We start from the raw sequence: 21788 nt of genomic DNA on the forward strand, positions 1-21788 counted from the left end.
CAAGTTACAAGATGTTACTTATGCTAAATCAGGATGTAACAATTGAATAATAGAGGATGGGAATGTCTTTATAACAAGATGTTACTTTTGTTTTTAAAGAAAGTAACCGAGAAGAAAAAGTAATATTATTCAGCAACTTAATAAGCTCTATCTCTGCATATAAGAGATCTAATTAGAATATATAACTAGATAACTCTTAGAATGATATAAAAATAGAATTAGATAAATTGATAAAAAAAAGAGAACAGTAGGATTTTTTTGATCTTTAAAAACAAGATCCTTTGGGGCCAAAAAAGATCATGATTAAATTGCATGTTTTCTCTTTTCTTGGTAATTTAAGCACGTAACCTTATTTTTCCGAAAAACACGTTGAGAAACTAGAAATGAATCAGGAATCATTAACTTTTTATAATCGAACAGCAAAAAAGGGATCGTTTATCTTTTTTCCAGAAGATTTCTCTTTAAAAGTTTCTGACTTCGATTGCTTTTCTTGTTTATCAAAAGCCCAGCAAGAAACCTTAAGTGCTATCATTTCAGTTTCGGAAGTTAAAGATTCTGAATCTACTTATGACGTAGATTCACTTTGTAGCATTTTAGAAATCAATAAACCAACGTTAAACAAACGTATTAGATCCCTTGAGAGTTTTGGGATACTTCAGCACGTACCATTCAAATTTGATGACTCAAACAAATTAATTGGTAGAGTTAAATGCATTCAATTAATGCTCAATCCTAAATTACAATTAGAATTAACTCAACGTTCAACAGAACGAACAACCAACTATGCTCACCGTCGTCATAATGCAATGTTAGTTCAACGTGAATACGATAACCAAGGTTTTCGAGAGCGACCAGAAGCAGCTCACATTCCAATCGTGCGTCAACGTTCTTCATTTCCTTTTGATCAACTTGTTGCACCCGTTGGGATACATACTTCTCAATGGGCCACTGAATTTTATGTTAATGATGAAAAAGGCAATTCTCATAAGTTAGTAGCACAAGCCAGATCTCACTCCCATGTATGTACCGATGATGAATTAATGACAGTGTATTCATTGCTATCATTAACGCTTGCTTATCATACAAAACAACAAGAGTATTATTCAAGAACAGGTAGGATACCAGAAAACTTAACCCCTATTTATGTTGATGATGTATTAGCTATTCGAAAAAGACATCTACGTGATTTTTCTGGTCAATTAAGACAAGCTGTTCGTGATCAACTTAATAGTATCCGTGATACAACATTTGATGTTATTGGACTACAAGAATTAGAATTAACTGGCGTTCAGTTGTCAGGTTATTTATCTCGCGAATTGAAAATATTTAAACAGTGCTCCCCTTTCACTCCTATTGCTCCTGAAATTTCTGAAAATAATCAGGTTAGCTTTGGTGATAGTGCAATGTTATATCTTATCGAATGGCCAGATGAATTATTTAATTCATTGATATCGGATGAATCAAGTTTTGCATTCCCTCCAAATCTATTAACAGTGCAGCCATTAATCTTTATGCTATTTCTGCGTTTTAGAATAAAGTTGCGCGATCAAAATAGTTACATTGAGACTTTAGCTAATTTAAAATCAGCTCTTATGCGAACCAGCGAAATGAGCCAATTTAAAGAAACACTAAAGACTCAAATAATAAAAGTGAATGCTTTAAATGATCCTCATTTATCAGCATCTCTTGAGGACGATGGCTTTTTTAAATTCAATTTATGGGGTTATCATGGTGTGATTGATTTTGAATGTAATGAAATTCAAATCAGCATTAATTTAGATGAGGCTTTGGCTTGTTGTGGTATTAAAAGTGTAAACCAAAAAACACCAACGATAGCAAACCCTCTTGCACAAGCTGTATCGCCTTTACTTAAAGTGAACCGTACATTGAGTAAGGCTGTAGGCGCTAAATTAAACGTAGAGCGCTTTAAATATCACTTTAAGCTAAATGTTGATAACGAAGATATTTTTATTAGCCATTATACCACCACAGAGCAGAAGACTAAGTTTTGTAAATATATTGCTCATGCAATAGGTCTTCCTATTCCATCGGTAGAAGATTTTATTACGGGTGAATTAGAAAGCTTATCTACATTTAAAGTACAAGGTCAAACGTTACAGCGTAACCATTATAGTATTATATATAAATCATTAGCTGCTACAGGAAATACTCAAATAGATCTGTCTTCTCATATGATCCTTAAAGAGTTATCGCGAAGAAGCTCACTTAAGCCAGAATTGATAACTCTTATTGAAGGTAAAACATTTCAGCTATCAGATGTTTTTATTAGTAAGCTTTCTCAAGGGTTATTTATTCAGGAAGAATTACCTGAGAATACATCCCCAAATATTCTATAATTGGCGTTCGTTTAACTCGTTTAAGCCCTTCTACTTTAGCTAAAGTATGGACCCCTCTAAAGTCATCAAGTTTTTTGTATCTTTTAAGTGGGGTTCGTTGAACAATTAAGAGTGGGCTTGTTGCTCTGATTGGTTCATCTTGATACGTCCCCTCATCAATATAATACGAACATTTAAATCTTGGATTTAATTTACTTGGTCGGATCCAAGTGATTTCTTTATGCTCAAATGGTGATAACTTCACTTCATCTCTTGAGTTTAAATCAGTGACATCAAGATCTGTTCTGTTTTCGGCAATACTTGCATTTGCTTTGTGTAAAATATCCAAGGCTCGTTTATAGTTTATCTTCTCTTGTAAATACCCTTTGTTTAACCAGCTAAAGCTAACGTAGGCCACATCTGGCTTAGCTAAATGCAGTTTGCGTGTTACTGTCTTAGGTAGAACCCCTACTCTTGTGTGTTGATAAAACTTTTGTCGATGTCTTGATGTTGGGCAGCAAGCACTTAAGTATGTTTTAATTTCAAGCTTTAACTGATTAATGAAATGGATCTTATCTTTTAATTGCTCTTCATAATCAGCACTTCCTCTTACATGGATAATACCCACACAACGTCGAGCCCCTTTAGGAGATAAGTCTGAATGCTTATATTGATATTGAATATTACGTAAATAAGCCTCAATCGCATCGTTACCATATAAACGAGTTGGGTATATGGTTTCTATTTCATGATGAATGGTATCTATACCATCCTCTGTTACTTCTGCAACAGGCAAACAGGCCACTTCAGCGTGAACAATCTCCCCTTGTCTAATAAGAGCTGACACATCCAATACTTCAGCTTCAATTGTATCCAGCAGACTTAATAAATAGTCATATAGTCCCTCTCCACTTAATGTAGAACCTAGAAACTTAAACTCTGTGTGATTAGACATATCAGCCCTTTATAAACCTATTCGTATTTTTCAAATGTGATGTCATTACTTAAACACCATTTCATCCAATAATAATGCTCAGGTGCTTCCCTTACTGGAAGATGCTTTTTATCTAACGGGTGCTGTAGGTAGCGTGAAAAATGATGCAAACCAAAAGTACGAATAGAAAAATTGTACTTAAAGTTATGCAGGGGTTTTTCTAAAATATCCTCGGGAACCAGTTTCTCAATTTCTTTTGGAAATATACTTAGATCGATTGCTTCCCATGTAGAATTTAATGTTAGAACTTCAATTTCAAGAGACTTAATTTCTTTCACTAATTCTGGATGAGAGTAGATAATTCCATTTTTACCGATGATGTTTTGTAGCGTTAATCCCCCCTCCACAATAGCGCTATCAATGGTTTTTATTTCGTCTTGGAAAAGTGAAGGATTATTATCAACTAAGCATTCAAACAACCCACGGTTATCACTTAGATTACGATATAAAATATATTTATAACCAGATGGCACTTTTACTCGTAACAAAGGGTGTTTTAGATTGAAAGCAAATGGGATCTTCCCTCTTGCTTTCTCTTGAATACAATGTCTTCTCTCACCTTTATATCGAACAATAAAGCTGTCTTTTTGCTTTGTGATTAGAGTGGCTGTCGTTGAGGTTATTGGTTGCTCTTCCAATACATAACCATATTCATCAATATGACCGCTTCCCACTTCAGCAAATTTATTATCTAGATTTTCATTAGGATTTTCAGCCGTCGAGATTGTAATATTTTGAGGGCCACCATCTTTAATTATTTGTTTCCAAAACGCGAGCTTACAAGCCGTTGTTTCTACTGCTGGCTTTTTCTCATTAGTTTGAATAGGAAGCATAACAGAGCGATAGTTATATGGATTTACACCTAGAATTAAACAGGTAGTAAGCCCCTTCTGAAGCGTGTTCCCCCAAAAAGTATTTGTCATTTCCTCTTTTAACTGCAAGGTATCTGCAACGTAGTAATCATCATAGATATCGTGACACTCAACCCATTGAACTGTTTTTGTTGTTCTAGATAAGGCTGGATCAATGCGCCATATTGACGTTTTGGCAGCTCCAGCCTTTTTGTTTAAGTTCACATGTTTGATAACAACGGATGATTCTGCAATGTTTTGTGCTTTTGTTAAATTAAGCTCGGAGACAAGAACCGCTTGTGATGTGCTATTTGGCTTTTCTCCATTTGTAATAAGATACAAATTTAATAGAGATAATTCAGATTCTTTTTTCCCACCTTTTATACCAAAGCGTGACGCATCTGAGACAAGTATATTCATGATATAGGTCCATGTTAAATGATACTTTCATTATACCGCAATGCTAACCACTTTCAATCAGCTTACTTTGATTTAACGATTTTCATAATAGTATGAATGAGTGACGCTTGATTATCCTTAAGGGTCGATATCATGGAGTCACTACCCGTCATTTTATGAGTTAATTTATGCGCACGTTTTTCTGAAAAACCAATACGTAGAAATAAATCATTGAGCTGCTTCTCTTGAATGTTATTTTCATCGTCGCTAGAGCCACTTAAACGGTATGGTAAAAATAGAACCGCAAATAGAGACAACAATGCGGCCAGTGGTACAAGTAACAAATCTATCAATGTGGTTTGGTTTTTTGTTGCGTCATAGGCAAGGCTAGAAGCTTTGATGGTAGCCCAAAGGATCACTAACCCACCAATAATTATTTCTAGAGCTCCCCACTTAAAATCCTGAAAGAAGGTTTTAATCGATAACCAATAATGATATTCAATCATGCTCCCTGTTGTTGTTAGAGAGTAAGGGCTCGTTGGAACACTTGCCCCGTTCGATACAGTAAAGCCCCATTGGTATGCTAAGTAATTCAAATCAAAATTATGAGTGATAATTTGAGTCATCGCGTAAGTTGCAATAACTACAATCCATAATTTTGTTGTGTTTGTTAGAGACTCTTTATGTTTTCGAGATAGGGCGAACGTCGTAACTGCCACCCCACCAAGCAACATAGGCAACCAAGAATTAAGCGATGTTAGGAATGCAAATGTTGAATAAAAAACACCATTAGATAGATACGTACTTAAGATATCCAGAATACCAATCGAGACGGTTTCAGAATGGGCTAATGTTATTTCTTCAGTATATGTATAGGTTAGTAGTGAATTTATTTCATCATAAAAGAAATAAGATAAAAGCAATGAAAACACAATTGTAAGGGATGTCGCTTTAATTAATTTAGTCATCACTTTTATCTCCTTTATCTCTATGGGCGCATAATACAAGCTTTTAAAAGGTTCAATGTATCTGCATATGATTGTTCATGGTCTAAGTTATTTTTTGCTAGTTGCGAAACGGCAATTCTTACCAGAGGATAACGCTCAGTATTTTGAAAGGTGATACTTTGCGTTTGTCTTGAATTGCTACCCTGCCCTTTTGATGAGCTACTTATATTAATATTGGTAGTTGCATTCTCATTCACATTTAAATAAAGAACTTTAGCACTATCACCATGTCTTGACCCTTCGATGCTGACAGCTTTTTTAAATCCAAGTAAGCCAATCGCAAGATTAGATATTCCAGCTTCAGAAAGTTGCATTACCACCTTTTGGGCAAAGTCTGCTTTTTTGGAATTATTGTTATCGTATGAGAGTAATGGCGCTATTGTTACTTGGAGATTATGGGTGACCACATCCCCTTTAGTAATTGGTACTCGTTGTAGCTGCAAAACAGCCGTTTTTGTGTATAGCTCCGTTATTTCTCCAAAGGTAGACATAATTAACTCTCTAACATGTCGTAATTAAATGCGGCCTGTAACTTTGCTCGCATCTGATTTCTTTTTTCAATAAGCGTTGAGTGTTCGTCGCTATTATCATTTTTATTCACTTGCACTAATTCTACTAGTGGCATTTCATAATAATGCAGACATAACGCTTCGTTTGATTCAATAAGCTCTATTAAGGTCCATGCAACATCAATAAATAGGATCTTGTCTTTTAACGAACCAAGAGCAATATGTTTTGATTTCTTCTCTTTTATTTCAACGGTTGGGTTTTCTTGCAACATCATTCTTGTTAGTTGTTGCCTATCTGCTCCCACGTTAATTGTAAGTTCTAAGCTACCTTTGTTTTCATCAATATAAAAAAGTTTCTTTTTTCTCAAACTATCAATGAGATTATATTTTGAGAATGATGGCCACTCTTTTAGATTTTCACGTTCAAGTTGTTCGAGACCTTGGTTAAAGACTTTAAATAATATGTCACCAATAGTACTTTGCTCGACATCATCTTTTTTTATTTTAGATTTTTTCTTTAATGGCCATGACAGATTTGCGTCAATGGCCTCGACGATTGCTTTACGTTGTTCACTTTCACTTTCTAATAAAATTACATTTTTTAGTATTTCCAATAAAACAGGGAAAGAGTAATCAATGCAGTTAGCCATTAAATAAGTGATCTTATTATCGGACGTTAATCTTGGAAGAGCTGGTAATCGCCATAATTCGTGGATCATTTCATCATCAATACCAAGCGTATATTTATTGTGTTCTTTCGTGTTACTGAGCTCTGTGATTACTTTTAAGTACAGTTGCGCTAACGTTAGGTGTTCACCGTTATGTTCGATTTTTTGTTGGCTATCTAATGTGTACGTTAATGGCCATAATTTTTGATTTTTGTCTTGGCTCATAAAATGTGTTCCCTAACTTAATAATAAATTTAATCGTTCTAATGCTGGATTACGTTTTGTCGTCTGTGGCATGACTTGTTCAGCGTTAATGTTATTAACTATTTTTGGTTGTGCCTTATTTGTCATTAGACGTTTTAAAGCGCTACATTGTGCTATATCAAGTGTTTCTTTTGCTCGCGTCAGAGCAACATAGAGTAAGTTAACCTCACTGTCTTCTACGTCACTGCCATTCATGTAATAGTCAAAATCGGATGCTAGCACTACATGATTGGCTTCCGCCCCCTTACTGGCATGAGCGGTTGATAATACTATATCTGCTTGCCCTTTTACTTGATTAGTTACTGATTCTACAGATTTTGTTAATGATGAAATACCATATTCATCAATTGCTTTAATTAGTGGTAAGTAATCACTTCCAATTTGACTGTTTGCGTGTTCTTTTAATTCTGCCCAAGAACTAAAGTTAGTTAGCTCTGCACTTTCTGTTGGAGTGCGTCCAGCTTTTAATTGCTCAATCCCTTTCAAGGTGGTGAATAGGGCATTTGGATCTTTTAGTAAGTATGGCTTCTCGCCTCGTTTTAATGATTTCATCATTTCAGAGAAAAGCATTGCATTGGTTCGGCATAGCACAAGTCTATTAGGCGTAGCTTTGCTATGTATTGTTTCTGTAATAATGTGGCTTTCTTTGTTTGGGTTACCTTTAAATGCTACGCCTGCATTTAAGTGATGATTAAGTACATTATTTGCTAAATCAGCAATGGATTGACCAAAGCGGTAACACGTCGTTAATTGCCCTTCTTTAGAAAAGTTCAGATGAGCCATCGCATTATCAGCCCCACGCCATTCATAGATAGATTGAAACTTATCACCGACGGCTACTTTCTTACTATTCAATAATAGGTGCATAAGCTGCTGTGCAATAGGGGCGGTATCTTGAGCTTCATCTAGCATGACATATTCATAAGGTAGACTTAGTTTGTTCTGTGCCATTTTCAAAACGAATAATTTTAAATAGACGTCATGAGTAATAGGTAGCGTTCCATTTGGGTTAATCAGTTCTTTCCAAAGCTCGTTAGCTGCAATAGACACCTTTTCAGAAAGAAAGGCGGTAGCGTCTTCTTTACGATCATTTGATTTTGGTAAGATTACGTGTTTTTCTGAAATACTCATATCCTGAGATAAACAATAAGTATTAATCGTTTTCATTACCGAGGCTGCAAAAGCTTGTGGGGTAATAAGGCCTTGAGCGTTTACAGGCTTAGCTACTTTTAAATAAACCTTAATTGTTAAGCGACCAACCAATCTATCTTTATAGTGCTTGCCTACATACTTATATGCAATCCCATGAGTGGTTGTTACATCCACATAGCGAGGGAATTGTTTTCTTACTTCTTCAACAATGGCCGAGTTGTAAGCTAGATATAAACCACGACAATTTGGCATAACTAACGAAGCAATTGCAGTTGAGGTAAATGTTTTACTTGCCCCTGCCCCTGCTTGAATGCCAAGTGTTTCATTATAATCCATGTTACTAAAGAGCTCTAAGCAATTAGATTGCTCCTCACTTAGCGATAAACCTTTAAAATTATAATTGCTGTACATGATATATCCCTGCCTATTTTTTTACACGTTTACCCCGTAAACGGTCATCGTGTTTTTACACATTTACCCCGTAAACGGTGGTGAGCTTTTTACACGTTTACCCCGTAAACGCTATGCTGCTATTGCTTGTGCTTTGAATTTTTTAACCAATGAATCGTAAAGGTTTGATAATTCCATTTGTTCTGAATCACTTAATGCGGCTTGTTCTTTTTGAACATTGCTAACCCATTGAGCTATTTGTGCTTGAACGTCACTTTGTTGAACATCATTAGTGTTGATAACGCTTAATAGTGCTACTTGCTCTTTTTGTAAGAGAATAAATGCGTCAGAGTTAACAGGCGTTGAAATCTCAGCATCAGTTTCAACTTCGATATTTTGCTCTACTTCAGGGCTAACGCTATCATCCATGTTGCTTTCTTCTTTGCTCGCTCTAATTACAATTGAATTGTCACTAGCAAGTTTTTCTGCGGCTGTTTGTTCTTCGAAAGCTTCAGTTGAATCCATGTCTAAAATAATATGACTTAGCTTGCCATTTGTAATTTGACGAAGTGTATGATTATAAATTTGATTGTACGTTCTCATTGCCCATGCTTGATTTAAATTTCTAAAGTTCGAATCAAGATCACCAAGAGTGGTACGCTCAATGTGTGTTTCACCATTCGTTAGTTTTACTGTAATGGTGCATGATAAAGTCACCTCAATAGATGGCTCCCACGAGGGTACTGCGACGTTATCAACCATTTTAAACTTGTTGCTAATTGCGGCCCAATCACCTTCATATGAAACATCTACTTTCTCAACAAGAGGACTTTCATTTAAGATCAACTTCAATAATTTACCTGTATGACTCAAGCGCCCAAAGTTATCGTAAAAACTATTAGCAGCAACAATGTGAGGGTGAATACTCCAACCATCGGCCATCAAGCAAAGCATAAGGCATGTTTCTACATCATTTCTAAATGTAATGTGAATAGCTTTAGACTTAGAAAGCAATTTTGCAAAGCGTTCAATTTGGTCTAAATAATCTTTGTCTTTCCAAGATGTATTGTTCATTATCGTGCTCCTTGCAGACCCCATAGGCCGCCAATTTCAGGTAAGTCATAAATTGGTGCTGATACGCATGGTTCTTCTTGTTCAGTACCCGTGCTTTGTTCTTTAGTTGCTTCGGCTGTTTGTTCGTTTGCTTTTTGTTGTTGAATTTCGTCCCAACCTTGTTTTTCAGCATTAATTAAATCTAATAAATTGTTTTCTTGTTTACGTTGATAGACAGGAATTTGGATTGAATCAAGACCGTTAAAGCCTTCGTAATAACCAAGCGTTGCCCATTTATTAATGCGCCAAATTGCACAATCGATTAGCTCTTTAGCTCGCTCTATATCGCAAGGGTCGGTGTATTCCACCACACGAACACGAATAGGTTTTGTTGTTGCTGCGCCTAATTTTGGTGCATCTTTTTCTACAACAATAAAAATGAATTTATTAAGCTTGTGCTCTTCGTCTTTATCGTTCTCATGCTCTTTTGCTTCAATGAGGTCGAAGCCTGTGCGGTACATGGCATCTTGGAAGTGATAATTCAATGCACCACTATCACGGTCCAAACGGTCGTAATCAACGGTACGTACAAATTTCAAATCCATCATAATGTTATAAAGACGATTTAATACATCAACCTTACCTTTGCATAAGTCTCCTGTTTTCTCATCATTCCAAAACATGCCAACTTCAAATTCGTTGCCTTCAAGCTGTAGCCATTTTTTTGCTTCAGGGCATTCATAAATGGCATTTACGATCTTGTTTGCATGGTCAAGAATTTCAGGTGTGATTAGTTGTTTATTATCACGCTCTGCTTGTGCTCGCTCAGATTCAACAAGAGTCGGTTTAAATAGAGCAGGGGAGTCGTAACATGAGCTAATTAACTCAAGCACATCTCTGGCGTCCCAAGTACCTTTTTCTGGGTGCTTGTTACCCACGTTTACTAACTTTTCACGATAGTAATATTCAATGGCGTTTAATTCTTCATTACAACCTTGAGCTAATAATGCGTTTACTTTTTCATTAGGCGTTAAGTTTTTTTCAATTAACGTGATTTGATTCTTTTGGTGCGATTGATAGTGTTTAAGCGCCTTTGTGACAGAGCCTTTGTTTAATGAGGCTTCTTTAACGAACAAAGGAATGGTATTAATTTTATCGTCATCACTTAAGGCTTCAAAAGCTACCAACTTAATATTGATAAGCTGGTTTATTTCTCGTGCTTTTAATCGCGAGGTTGTGGCTTTCTCCCATTTTTTAGAAAAATCAGGTGTATCCCAATTCGTCATTTCTGTGATATTGCTATACGCATTTTTTACCACCCCTTCTAATTCTTCATCGGATAGACCCATTTCAATTAGTGTGAATACCGATTCTTCATATGACGCGATTAATGTTTTAATGCGATTTTTTGATACCTCGGCTGTTTGGTACTCAAGTGGCAAATTTGCGTAATTGGTGACTTCTTTTGTTGAGCTGTTACTCGCCTTATTAAAGGTGACAACCGCGCTTTCAACGGCTTCTGCCCATTCAGAATGTTTTTTGTTATGAGCGACCACAAAGGCTTTTAGTGCTTCTGTGTTTTCAAAGTACAGTGCATTACCTTCATTAGTCTTATCGAAATCAGTTTGAAGGGTATACATCTTTTCAAACTGAGCGCGTTCTAGAGTAAGCAGATGAAGAAGACGACCATCATTCATAGCGTCACTGGCTTCTTTTTCATTCTTATCTTTATCTGCTGTGTAGTAATGGTAATCAATACCGCTTTTGAGTGCTGGTTCAATGCCATGCTTGCTATGTGCATTAATTGCAAAATAATCAACATCATTAAGTTTTGCCATAAAGCCTGATGGATTAGCCATAAGAACATTCATGGGAATATCGGTATCAAGTAAGGAGCTAGCAATAGTTTGATTAATCATAATAACCTCGATTTGTTTAATTGACACATTCAATATGCCGCAAATTGAATAACAAGCAAGGTTAATTTGATTTAAATTTAAACACTGTTTTTGATGTTAATCGCATATTTCCATATAAGTGATTGTTTTATATTTATTAATTCTATTTTTGTTTGTTACGTCTATTTTTGTTGTTACGGTTATTTTGTGGTGTTACACTTGTTTTATACGAATGGTGCATTAAAAGGATGTCCGAGCATGAGTAACCCGTTAAGAACTTTTATGACTTCAGTAAAAATGATGTCTCCAAACGATACATATAAAAAATTACAAAGTGTTAATCTGTCGTTTCAAAAGATTATTTTTGAGAAAAAACGTATAGAGCAGATTGTGACAAGTTCTGAGGTTGATGCTCAGGATCCTTTGATGTGTCCAAATGGCAAGCGCATGCGTGTATTCTCTAAATCGGAAATATTGGACGATCTTTTTAATGGTCGTGATATTCGTGATTTAGCTGAGCAGATGGCACGGCATGAAATTGGTGGCGTATACAAAGATGGTAATCGAACGGTTTGGCGTGTATCTCAATTAGAGCGTAATCAAATAGCTCAAGCTATCGCAAATACGTTTCATCCTAAAGTGCGTCTTGAGTGTGAAAAGCTTCAGATTTTTGTGATTAACAACTTGAAGGGTGGGGCAGGTAAGACAACGTTTGTTGTTAATATTGCAGCGGCATTAGCGACCAGTTTACGCACGAGTTATCGCATAGCGGTAATAGACTTGGATCCTCAAGGGTCATTAACTGATTTATTGTTGCCTTATTTTAAGTCTCAAAATGAAGAGGCACTAAGTATTGGTGATTTACTAGAGAACGATTTTGAATTGGATGAAGGGGAAACTTTTGATTCGGTTTGTCGTGATTCATTTTTAGAAACGAACATCCCTAACTTATGGATGTGTCCAGCTCGTGAAACAGATACGAAATTTGATTACCTATCAAAATCTCGCTCGATGCAAGACAGTGGCTATAAATCACATGAGGCACTGCTTCCTATCATTAATGCGATTCAAGATGACTTCGATGTTATTTTGATTGATACGCCACCACAACTTAATGAAGCGGCTTTTGCAGCTCAGTATGTTGCGACCAGCAGTATTATCCCGTTGATGGCCTCTCAGAATGACCGTGACAGTACTTTTAAGTACACAAAGCAACTTCCTAGCTACTATAGAACTATGTTTAATAATGGCCATCATGGTTATGATTTTGTTCGGTTGGTTTTATCGAATACTAAAGAGAGCTCATCAAAAGCAGAAAAACAATTTATTGATGAAATTAAGTTCTTCTTATCTGATGACCTATATCCTCAATTTAAGCACTCAGAAGCCGTGAAGCGATGCTCTGACCATTTTAAAACGCTATTTGATTTATCACCGTCAGAATACAGTAAGCAAATTAAAGACAGTAACCGCAGTCAGTTTGGTTCAAAGTCAGCGCTATCAAATGCGCAAAGCAATGTCATTGAAATTGCAGCAAGTATCGAACGTGACATGAAAGCGGCTTGGCGTAACCAACGTAATGAAGCTGGTGTAGAAGTTCAAGAAATATTAGACGAATTGTAAGGTATATAAAATGGTTAGACGTACTGGTGATAAAGATGATGTATCAAACTTTTCTCAAAAAGCCCAAGTTCCATCTTCAATCGGAGTCGCGCATTCTCGGACACTAAATTTAGATGAAATGTCTAAACATGATAATTTGGAAGATCTGGAGCCGTTAACGCTTGATACCGAGTTAGCTAAAGTCGTGTCAGATAGCACGACCAGTTTATCCATTATCTATAAGGGTGAAGAGATTCATTTTAGATACATGGAAATTGAGCCTCAAGATATTGAGGTTCGAACTCAGGTAGCGGCAGAGAATGGTCGAATTCAAGAATGGTTAACGCCTTATTCTTTACATAAGTTAGCGGATTCTATTCGAAACAGAGGGATGATCACTCCAGCTCTCGGTTATCTTGATGGTGGTATCATTTATGTTATTGATGGTTCTAGTCGTAGAAAGGGTTGTATCTTTGCTGAGAAGCCATTTCGAATTTTAGTTTCTGAGCAACGATTTGATTCAAGTTTTATTTCTGAACTAAGTTCTGAAGCCAATGAATATCGTGAACCTTCTTTGTACGAACGTGGATTAATGTGGCGTGACCAAATTAAAGAAGGTGAAAGTCAGGCTCAGTTTTCAAAACGAATTAAGGTGAATGCTGCTTTAGTTAGTACAGGCCTGAAAGCTTGTCAGGTTAATCGAGAAATTATTGATTTATTCCCATCACCGCCTGATATTGGTAGAACGACATTAACCAAGTTAGATAAATTACTTTCTCAGATCAAAGATGAAAAAGTATTGCTTGATGCATTGAAAGTGATGGTTGGTTCATTAACTTTTAGCTCTGATGATTCGTTACAGCGTAACAGTGTGTTTTTAGATGCGTTTACGTCGGTAGTTAACGACATTAAAGATGCAAAACCAAAAGAAGATAAATTCAAAGTTAACACTCCGTTTGGTAGTGGGGAGCGAACTGGTTCTTTGACTGTGTCAAAGTCTGGAGCGTTGAGCGCTAAGATCACCCGACCAAGCAAAAAGGATATTGAGGAGTTAATCAAACTTTTAGAGAAGGAGTATTTGTCTTAATGGATAATTATCAACCAACAGATCATTTTCGTAAGCAAACAGAAATGGATTGCTCAGCACTGTGTGCTTTGGCATTTCGATTATCGATAGATAGTGCCTCTCCATTTTTTGTTCCTGATGATATTGCAGAGAACTACGAAAAAGACGTTACTTGGAAGGATGGTTTAGAGTGCAGTTCTGGTGGGATTAAAAATGGCCAGCCTTATGTTCAATTATCTCTTGGTGGTCTTTTCTCTAATGGGAATACAAATGAAGGATTTGATTACTCTGAATCTGAATTAATGGAAGATAAAGTTCCATGTTTAGTTAAGCGCCCATATATCGAATTGCTAGCATGCTTGGTTGCTCATGAAGTTGCCCATGCCGTCGTGTATTACATTGAATCCACCACTAAAGCATTTGAAGTGGTTGAGGCTCATGGTGATATCTGGCAGAAAATGTACCGTTACCTTAGAACCAATTTATTAATTATTGTGAACTACGACCTATTATTAAAACAAGAACAGTGGGGAGAGGTTTATACTCGTTCAATTAGTGCGTTAAGCTCTATTGAGCAAGAGTTAGTCACTGACTTTTCTGAGCGAACCTTTGTGAATGATAGTGGCAGTGATGAAGAGTACGGGTTATGCCGTGGCATTGAATTGTATTTAGAGCATCATTGGTTAGAGCGCAATTTTAATCAGTTAACTGCATTATCAACAATTAGTTATGAATTAATGGGTGAAGATCTTAATTTATGAGTTCAGAAAATCAACGAAGACCAGTGACGAGTGATGTGAATTCTCCGCTTGCTCGTTTTTTAAAAAAATTACCTCAAGCGCCATTTCCTTCGACGCCCACGAACAAGAGATCGGATAGTCGAAAGGTAAATTGATATTTGTTGTGATAGAAAAAAATACCCCCCAACAAAATTCCTAGTATTTGTTGGGAGGTATTATTTTTAAAACTTATAAAATAGTGTTGAATGGCTGTTTTTTCGTATTTGCTAATTTTTCTTGTTGGTAGGTGTTTTTTGCTGCGACAAGTGATAGCTCGGCATACATCTTCAATTTTTTACCGTCCATACTTAATATGCTTAATGGTAACTTAAAACCATGAGCCACCTCTTTAAAGGTCTTTAAGCACATATACTTACCTTGCTTGAGTGTCTTTAGTGCTATCTCTATTTCCGCCCCCCAGAAATCGCACTGAGTAGGTTTTAATTGATTAGAAAGGTTTTGGGTAATACTGAGTGCTTCCGTTGAGCACAATTCATTCCAAATATCCGCCCATAAATAATCCACTTTACCAATCTGTTTTAGTACGTCGTCATTAAAAGGTGATTTACAATCGGTCTGGATGATTTTTAATCGACCTGTCTTTATGTTATCGGTCCATAATTTGTTGCTTTCCCCCGTTAAAATGGAAGGAAACATGGAGATTATTTCATTATCAATTTCTAGAACCGTTAGACTTGTGATCTCTTTTTTCTTTAAAAGACTCAACGTGATCATGGCAAGCCCCAGACCTGCTACGACCACCCTGCCTTTTGCTGAGTGCTGGGCTACAAGATGTGATTCTAATTCTAATGGTGTTTGAGACATTACAGGGATCCCATTCTTGAGCAATGCCACACCAACACCAAGCCCACTGCTTGTTGAAAAATAACCAGTATGTTTATTGTCTGGAAAGCTTTTTAGGGTCCATTCCCCCCATGATTCAGAAGTGTGCTTTTCTTCTTTGTGTTTGATCGCGTACTGAGCGGTCGAAGGGAAGGGACCAAACATTTTCTTAATTTTCTTTTCTGCATTATTGGTATTAAATGAAAATTGATAATCAGTCGGAATATTCATTTTGGGTCTCGGCTTTATTTTTTTGAAAAATGGAATTTGTTTTAATGTCTAATTGAATGACATGAATCTTATCAAGACCAATGAAATCCTCGGTAATGGCATCATCTTCTTCACACCATTGGTCTATTTTATCCTTAGTTAGCGGTACGTTATAACATTCATTGATTTTTATCGGTAGCTCATATGAATTAATAAACTGTTGTATATGGTTTTCCATTGCGTGTTCAATGGTTTCGATTTCAATAAGGCCTGTAAATCCAGAACTCATAGCCAGTTCAATCGCTCGCCTTGTTATTGACATCGCATATGGGCAACGGTGTTCTTTTAGCGATAATGTTTGCATCATAGGGATACCTTTAAAAAATGGATGATGTCAGGTGGCTCATTTCATTTTCGTACTCTTGATACTTTGTTTCTATTTCTGCATCGTATGGGAACAGAAAGGGATGAGGAGGGTAGTTAAAGCCCTCAAATAGTACAATACCCATTCCTTCAATTAGTAAGTATGGTGAGCCATACACGCAATATAATCGGTAGCTGCTTTCACTAGAAAACTTAGCGTTAAATGAATTTTCCCCATACGAGTGAGCCCCCTCACTAAAACAACCTGTCGTGAATTGTGGGCCAATCTTTATTGTATCTGGGTCTATTGCTGCGATATCTTTTAAAATAGATTTCACAACGTCAGCTTTTTTATTTTCGTTGTATCGACTGCTTGACCATGCGACTGTTTTATTCAACGCTTTTTGGGTTGCTGATATTGTTTTTGTACTAGTGGTTAGCAAGTTCTTTCTTAGCATAATCGTGATGCGTTGGTTTTTAGCTTGTTGCTCATATTCCTTGAGCCAGCTTGACCACTTCTTCGTTAGGGCTGAGATATCCTTTTCATGCTCTTGTTGCTGTTGCTCCACACGTTTGATGTCTGTTGCGGTTATCCCTAACGTTTCTAAGATAATACTCATGGATCCTTCCTCTTAATTATCTGATGGTTGTTTTGCTTGGTTGAATACGAAGCTCTGAACAGATCACTCGTGCAAGACGTCGCTCTGAGCTTTTTATGATTTTAATTTTCCCTTCGATAGATTGATAAATCTCACTACGAACCCAAAGCGGATTGTTACGCTCATCGAGGGGTAATTTCGACAATCCCTTTAATGCGTCTTCATTAAACTCGGCCAGTTCTGAGTCTGTTGTAAAGGCTGCATCTTCAAGTAATGAATTCCCAATATAACCAAGGGCTTTCAAACCGATGGCGCAGCATGCCACATGCTCGGAAGTGTGGCGTTTCCACTCTTTTTGCTGCATGTTCTGAAATTGCTCGAAAGGTAAGTGTTGATACAATAGCTCGATATAACGAGAGAGCTGGAGTAAGTAGAAATCGTATTTTTCGTTGTTACTTAAAATTTTATTTACTTCGGTTTTGGTTACACCCATAAAGATACAAATGAAATCCACCACATTTGCTAATGTGTAAATCTGTCCACACTTAAGGCGCTGGGTAGCGACGGCTTTAGAAAATGGAACCCCTCGGGCGTCAGTGATTTTAATGAGCTCTTTGGCAAAGTTATTAATGGTTTGCTCTGAATCAAAATAGATACTTTGGGATGGGGTTGGTTTTTTTAGGGCGTAATGATAGTCAGTAAAGATCTGTTTTACTAACTTCTCACTTTCTTTAATAAGTATCGTTGGCATAAACACAATTTTCACATCAATATGGTGACCACTAAGATGAGATTTTATTGCCAGAGCAAGTTCAATACCTTTACGTCTACCTTGGCCATCAATAAGCAGACGGTCACTATCTTTTGGTATGTTTATACTAACTAGACTTGTCCCATTAGCGCTCGACATACCATCAATTTGTTTTACTTCTGCTGGAGCTCCAACAATGAGGCACAGCGATGGAAATACCGTGTTATCTCTATTTACTAAATAATCACGAATGCCATTCACTCGACTTGAGTCAGCACTGCGTTGTAAGCGTTCTAGCTCTTCAATCTCTTCGCTTTCAATTTGTAGAAAGTCACAACATTGTTGATATGAAAGCTTAGTTAGATAAGTGGTCCCAATGCCTTCCTTTCCTTGTATAGCAAAAAAAGCTAAGTCGTCATTGGCGACAATTTTGTGTTGTGAAAAAGATAACTGTTGTGCTGTGTCCATAGTGGAATTCCTTCTTGCGTTCAACTGACATTTGAGTAATCATAATACCGCAAACAAGAATTCAATCAATCAAATTTATTGTTATTACACTGTTGAAATGTGTTTTTTAGAAAAATAGGGAAATGGACATGGATAACGCTATTGGTTCAGTAAACATCTTCAATCTTAACTCTCTGACGTCTTCTTTAGCATTAGATGCTTACCACTTATCAGAGGCGTTAATAGAAGAGATTAGTGCATTATTACGTGCAGGGTTATGTCTTCAGTTTTCATCTAGTCATGCAAAGGATTCATCAACGGTAACTAATGCTGGAGTAGAGGCGATGCGTCGCTGCATTGAGCGTGGTGAGATTGAACCAGAACGCCCTTTAGTTATCCTCACGGTTGATACATTACTAGAGCCTGAAAACATTCAATGCTATGTGCCAGTGTCATATGATCACATCAAATCAACCTGTGAATCTTTTGGCATTAATTTAATAATCAAAATCGTTTCACCACCAATCCATCAACAACTAATGGTCCTGTTTGCTGGAGTGCAAAAACTGTTTTCATCATCGATGTCGGGAAGAAGCGGTGATTGTAGTGTGATATGGAAAATTGACACGATGCGTCGTAGCCTAAAAGCAATCAAAGAATCTTTACCCCTTAAATATCAACAATCTACATGGGCTTCTGTTACTGGGTCTCGAAGTTTTGAATCGGTGAGACGCAAGCTAAATATGCAGAATCAAGGGGTAAGCGATCTTAAATCGGAAAAATTACTATCAATCATTGATAGTGAAGGGACGAAAGCATTTGGTAAGGTTTACAACTTTGCACCAATTGCTGATTGGTCTACGCCTGATGTCATTAACTATTTAAATCATGCTGGAGTTGAATCGTGCTCCCCGACATTACCGAATCAACGCATCCCAGCTTATATTGATAATTTTGGATTGTTGCTGGCCATCTATGGAGAAGGGGGGAGTGATACCTGTGAGATTGTAATAGATGATGAAACGAATAAAGGTGGCCAAAATTGCGGAGGAATCGCAAGGTACGGGTGTGCAGTGTGCGGTATGGTATCAAAAGACCATTCAGGACTCTCAATGCGAGAGCTGCCACGATGGGGCCGTTTTGGTGATTCATTTACACGATTACGTGATTATTTCATTCGAACTTCGGTTGATGTTCAGTATCGTGCTTTTCATCCTCGCGCTATGTGCAGTGTTACCAATAATGTGTATCTTCAACCAAACGTATTAAAAGCCAATGTGCTAGAAAAACTGGTGTATTTTGGTGCTCAAATGACTGAGGACTATAAACACGCTCATTTGGATTTTAAAGCCTGTTACGAAAGAGGTGACATTGATAATGACATTGGGGTGAAAGACATCATGAATGATACCTCGATGAGCTTTAAAGTTAGAAAACAGTATCGAGATGCTTATATTGCTCGAATGCTAAAATCACCGCTATATGATCTTTTTTCTGAAAAACATGCGGTCCTTTTATCGTTCTTATGGACCCTTCATGGCGTCAATACCTCTCCTTATCGTCCAGTGAAAATATTATCCAATGTGCGAAAAGGGAAACGCATTCCTTTTCCAAAGACAAACGATGAACTTAATGAGCTTAGAGCACAGCAAGGGTTAAAAGCGTGGGACCATAAAGACGTTCTTAATCGAGATATTCCTGATGCACGAGCTTATCAATTATTTACCCCACCACAAGACACACTCAAAGGATTGCAATCGTCTTTAAATAGAAAGGTCACTGAGACTGATTTAATTAATCTGCTACCGATTAATATGGAGTCGTATTGGCTTCAAAATAATAAATCGTTCATGGTTGATAGTAATGGGTTTCACATCACCCGTTTAACGAATCTGCCACTGTATACACGACGTATTAAGCTTAAGTACACCTTTGACCCATTAACAAAAGATGAAGTCATTAAAACTCAATGCATGCAGTTAAATCGTACTATCGAGTTATCGGCCTACCCTGAGATTTATGCTCAAATCGTTCGTGCTGGGCGTGAGCTACTAAGTGCATCTTTACGGTTGGATGAAGCAATCTATGATCTTGATGTACTTCAATCTCATAGTTTGGGTATGGAACCATTGTCATTGACGACGACAATGGAAATGAATTTCTGTAAATCGTTTGAAAGCTCGATTGTAGGGGTATCGGATAGTGCTCGAAAACGTCCATCAACGGGTTTACGCTTTTCACGACGTAAACGTGATTTCTCTAAACAGGGAGTGAAGATTGGTAGGGCTTCACTGAAAGATTACAATCCAACGGTATCACCAGCTCTTCATGAGCAGCACCAATCGGCTATTAAATACTGGTTACCTGATCTCTCTCAAAAACTGGCTTTTCAATTTGATTTGGCCAACTACCACTACAACGACGTCAACTTAACAGAATATACCCCATATTATTTTGATGAGGCCTGTTTTTCAACGTGGCTTGAAAAGGGATTTGATTCGCTTGTTATCGAGCATGATCGTTTTGTTCGTACTGCGCGTGATAACAAACTGCAAGCTCGCTGTTACTCAGGCGTAGAGCCGTGTCATAAATTATTGCTCGGTACAGGGTTAGTTATTTCGTCTAAGTTTGAACGCTATGTTCAATTCTCCCTTGCTCGTACTCAATTATTTCATGAGTGTCGATTGTTTGGGTTATCAACCAAGTCACTGTCATTCATTGATTCAGCTACAGGGGTTATCTCAATGGCTGAGCAAAGACGACAAAAGGCAGAGCAACTATTAGCCGTTCGCTATTTACGTAATGAGAAACGCAAAGAAGTCAGCGCATTATTGAAACAGAATACACAACAGAGAAAGAACCAAGCACTGACATCAATCATGGCTCGATTGTCTGAGTTTCATGATCATTATAGAAAAGTGTGTGAGTCTAAGCTGGCGACTCAAACGGTTTATGCATTAACTCAAAAGCCAAAAGAGATCCTTCATGTGATGGACTACTGGTTAGCCGAATTCACCCCGTTATGTTGTTCTCCAGAAAAAGCATTGTCAGTACTGGCAACGGAAAAGGAGCGCATAGCACTGTGTAACGACTTGGAAGCAATCAAACAGTTTGCAATTGCCTTCTCTGAGCTCTTGAGTGACACAAAGAGTTATGTATCAAGTGTTATTGATAATACCAGTCGTAATTTTGATTTTGTTTCCTCACAGGTCGTAGAGGAGTTATTTGTAGATGATTTGAATAACATGGAAATGAGCGATGAATCTAATGCTATGTCTATTGGTGAATGGCTTAAAGCTCAAGGGGCGGTAGGTAATGCTTATCTAATGGCGCATGGGATCATTAAGTATTCTGCATTTGCAAATGGTTTGCATTGTACAGAGGAAGTTCAAAAGAGATCGTTAAGCAGATTGCAACAACGTAAACAGTTGTCCCAAGAGTTATTTAATTATATTGATGATTTATCGTGTCTATCCGTTGGGGCATTGGAGCGCTCATTATTAAGTAAGCATTCTAAAATAGACCGAGTGGCGGTGATGAGCAGTGAAAGAAAAGCGACGCTGGCAGAGCTAAGAGCGATTGTAAGCCATGCTAGAAGTTAAGGTTT

Annotated in this window: 17 protein-coding genes; 5 read left to right on the forward strand and 12 right to left on the reverse strand. The window is 37.2% G+C overall.

The features are described 5' to 3' along the window. Window positions 1-383 precede the first annotated feature (383 nt). The gene (locus AC2IP4_RS20940; RefSeq protein WP_486317224.1) at window positions 384-2357 is read left to right on the forward strand and encodes a replication initiator protein RctB domain-containing protein; all 1974 of its coding nucleotides are present in this window, start codon (window positions 384-386) and stop codon (window positions 2355-2357) included. Here the strand turns inward: AC2IP4_RS20940 and AC2IP4_RS20945 are convergent. The 8 genes from AC2IP4_RS20945 to AC2IP4_RS20980 form a co-directional block, all read right to left on the reverse strand. Then, window positions 2311-3291 carry a DNA replication terminus site-binding protein gene (locus AC2IP4_RS20945; RefSeq protein WP_192957829.1) on the reverse strand — a complete coding sequence of 327 codons (981 nt, stop codon included), beginning with the start codon at window positions 3289-3291 and terminating at the stop codon, window positions 2311-2313. The genes AC2IP4_RS20940 and AC2IP4_RS20945 overlap by 47 nt on opposite strands. A 17-nt stretch (window positions 3292-3308) precedes the next feature. Continuing rightward, complete coding sequence (locus tag AC2IP4_RS20950) at window positions 3309-4601, reverse strand: hypothetical protein (protein WP_192957828.1); 1293 nt, start codon at window positions 4599-4601, stop codon at window positions 3309-3311. Window positions 4602-4663: 62 nt separating this feature from the next. After that, a complete protein-coding gene (locus AC2IP4_RS20955; protein WP_192957827.1) occupies window positions 4664-5548 on the reverse strand; it encodes a hypothetical protein in 885 nt (294 codons plus the stop codon). A gap of 20 nt (window positions 5549-5568) precedes the next feature. Continuing rightward, the gene (locus AC2IP4_RS20960) at window positions 5569-6078 is read right to left on the reverse strand and encodes a hypothetical protein (RefSeq protein ID WP_192957826.1); all 510 of its coding nucleotides are present in this window, start codon (window positions 6076-6078) and stop codon (window positions 5569-5571) included. A 2-nt stretch (window positions 6079-6080) separates the two neighbouring features. Beyond that, the gene (locus AC2IP4_RS20965; RefSeq protein WP_192957825.1) at window positions 6081-6989 is read right to left on the reverse strand and encodes a hypothetical protein; all 909 of its coding nucleotides are present in this window, start codon (window positions 6987-6989) and stop codon (window positions 6081-6083) included. A 12-nt stretch (window positions 6990-7001) separates the two neighbouring features. Then, window positions 7002-8591 (reverse strand): UvrD-helicase domain-containing protein, encoded by a 1590-nt coding sequence (locus AC2IP4_RS20970; protein WP_486317225.1) that lies wholly within the window; start codon window positions 8589-8591, stop codon window positions 7002-7004. Between the two features lie 111 nt (window positions 8592-8702). Continuing rightward, window positions 8703-9644: a hypothetical protein gene (locus AC2IP4_RS20975; RefSeq protein WP_486317226.1), complete on the reverse strand. Its 942-nt coding sequence runs from the start codon at window positions 9642-9644 to the stop codon at window positions 8703-8705. Next, window positions 9644-11542 carry a PD-(D/E)XK nuclease-like domain-containing protein gene (locus AC2IP4_RS20980; RefSeq protein WP_486317227.1) on the reverse strand — a complete coding sequence of 633 codons (1899 nt, stop codon included), beginning with the start codon at window positions 11540-11542 and terminating at the stop codon, window positions 9644-9646. Before AC2IP4_RS20980 ends, AC2IP4_RS20975 begins: the two co-directional genes overlap by 1 nt. 261 nt (window positions 11543-11803) lie before the next feature. Here AC2IP4_RS20980 and AC2IP4_RS20985 point away from each other — a divergent pair, with 261 nt between their 5' ends. From AC2IP4_RS20985 to AC2IP4_RS20995, 3 genes are read left to right on the forward strand one after another with little or no spacing between them, the layout of a single operon-like run. Next, window positions 11804-13144 (forward strand): ParA family protein, encoded by a 1341-nt coding sequence (locus tag AC2IP4_RS20985; protein WP_486317228.1) that lies wholly within the window; start codon window positions 11804-11806, stop codon window positions 13142-13144. A 10-nt stretch (window positions 13145-13154) separates the two neighbouring features. Next, complete coding sequence (locus tag AC2IP4_RS20990; protein ID WP_486317229.1) at window positions 13155-14210, forward strand: ParB N-terminal domain-containing protein; 1056 nt, start codon at window positions 13155-13157, stop codon at window positions 14208-14210. After that, window positions 14210-14950: a hypothetical protein gene (locus AC2IP4_RS20995; protein ID WP_486317230.1), complete on the forward strand. Its 741-nt coding sequence runs from the start codon at window positions 14210-14212 to the stop codon at window positions 14948-14950. The genes AC2IP4_RS20990 and AC2IP4_RS20995 overlap by 1 nt, the downstream gene beginning before the upstream one ends. Before the next feature lie 207 nt (window positions 14951-15157). Here the strand turns inward: AC2IP4_RS20995 and AC2IP4_RS21000 are convergent, their stop codons facing one another. From AC2IP4_RS21000 to AC2IP4_RS21015, 4 genes are read right to left on the reverse strand one after another with little or no spacing between them, the layout of a single operon-like run. Then, on the reverse strand, window positions 15158-16042 hold the full coding sequence (locus AC2IP4_RS21000) for a hypothetical protein (RefSeq protein WP_486317231.1): 885 nt from the start codon (window positions 16040-16042) through the stop codon (window positions 15158-15160). Continuing rightward, window positions 16026-16388: a hypothetical protein gene (locus tag AC2IP4_RS21005; protein WP_486317232.1), complete on the reverse strand. Its 363-nt coding sequence runs from the start codon at window positions 16386-16388 to the stop codon at window positions 16026-16028. The genes AC2IP4_RS21000 and AC2IP4_RS21005 overlap by 17 nt, the downstream gene beginning before the upstream one ends. A gap of 10 nt (window positions 16389-16398) precedes the next feature. Beyond that, entirely contained in the window at window positions 16399-17004 is a 606-nt protein-coding gene (locus tag AC2IP4_RS21010) for a hypothetical protein (RefSeq protein WP_486317233.1), read from the reverse strand. A gap of 16 nt (window positions 17005-17020) precedes the next feature. Continuing rightward, window positions 17021-18202: a DNA sulfur modification protein DndB gene (locus AC2IP4_RS21015; RefSeq protein WP_486317234.1), complete on the reverse strand. Its 1182-nt coding sequence runs from the start codon at window positions 18200-18202 to the stop codon at window positions 17021-17023. Between the two features lie 128 nt (window positions 18203-18330). On the opposite strand from AC2IP4_RS21015, the gene AC2IP4_RS21020 reads away from it, so the two are divergent. Then, window positions 18331-21783: a phosphoadenosine phosphosulfate reductase family protein gene (locus AC2IP4_RS21020; RefSeq protein WP_486317235.1), complete on the forward strand. Its 3453-nt coding sequence runs from the start codon at window positions 18331-18333 to the stop codon at window positions 21781-21783. The last annotated feature ends 5 nt before the right edge of the window (window positions 21784-21788 follow it).

The organism is Aliivibrio thorii (assembly GCF_057368585.1).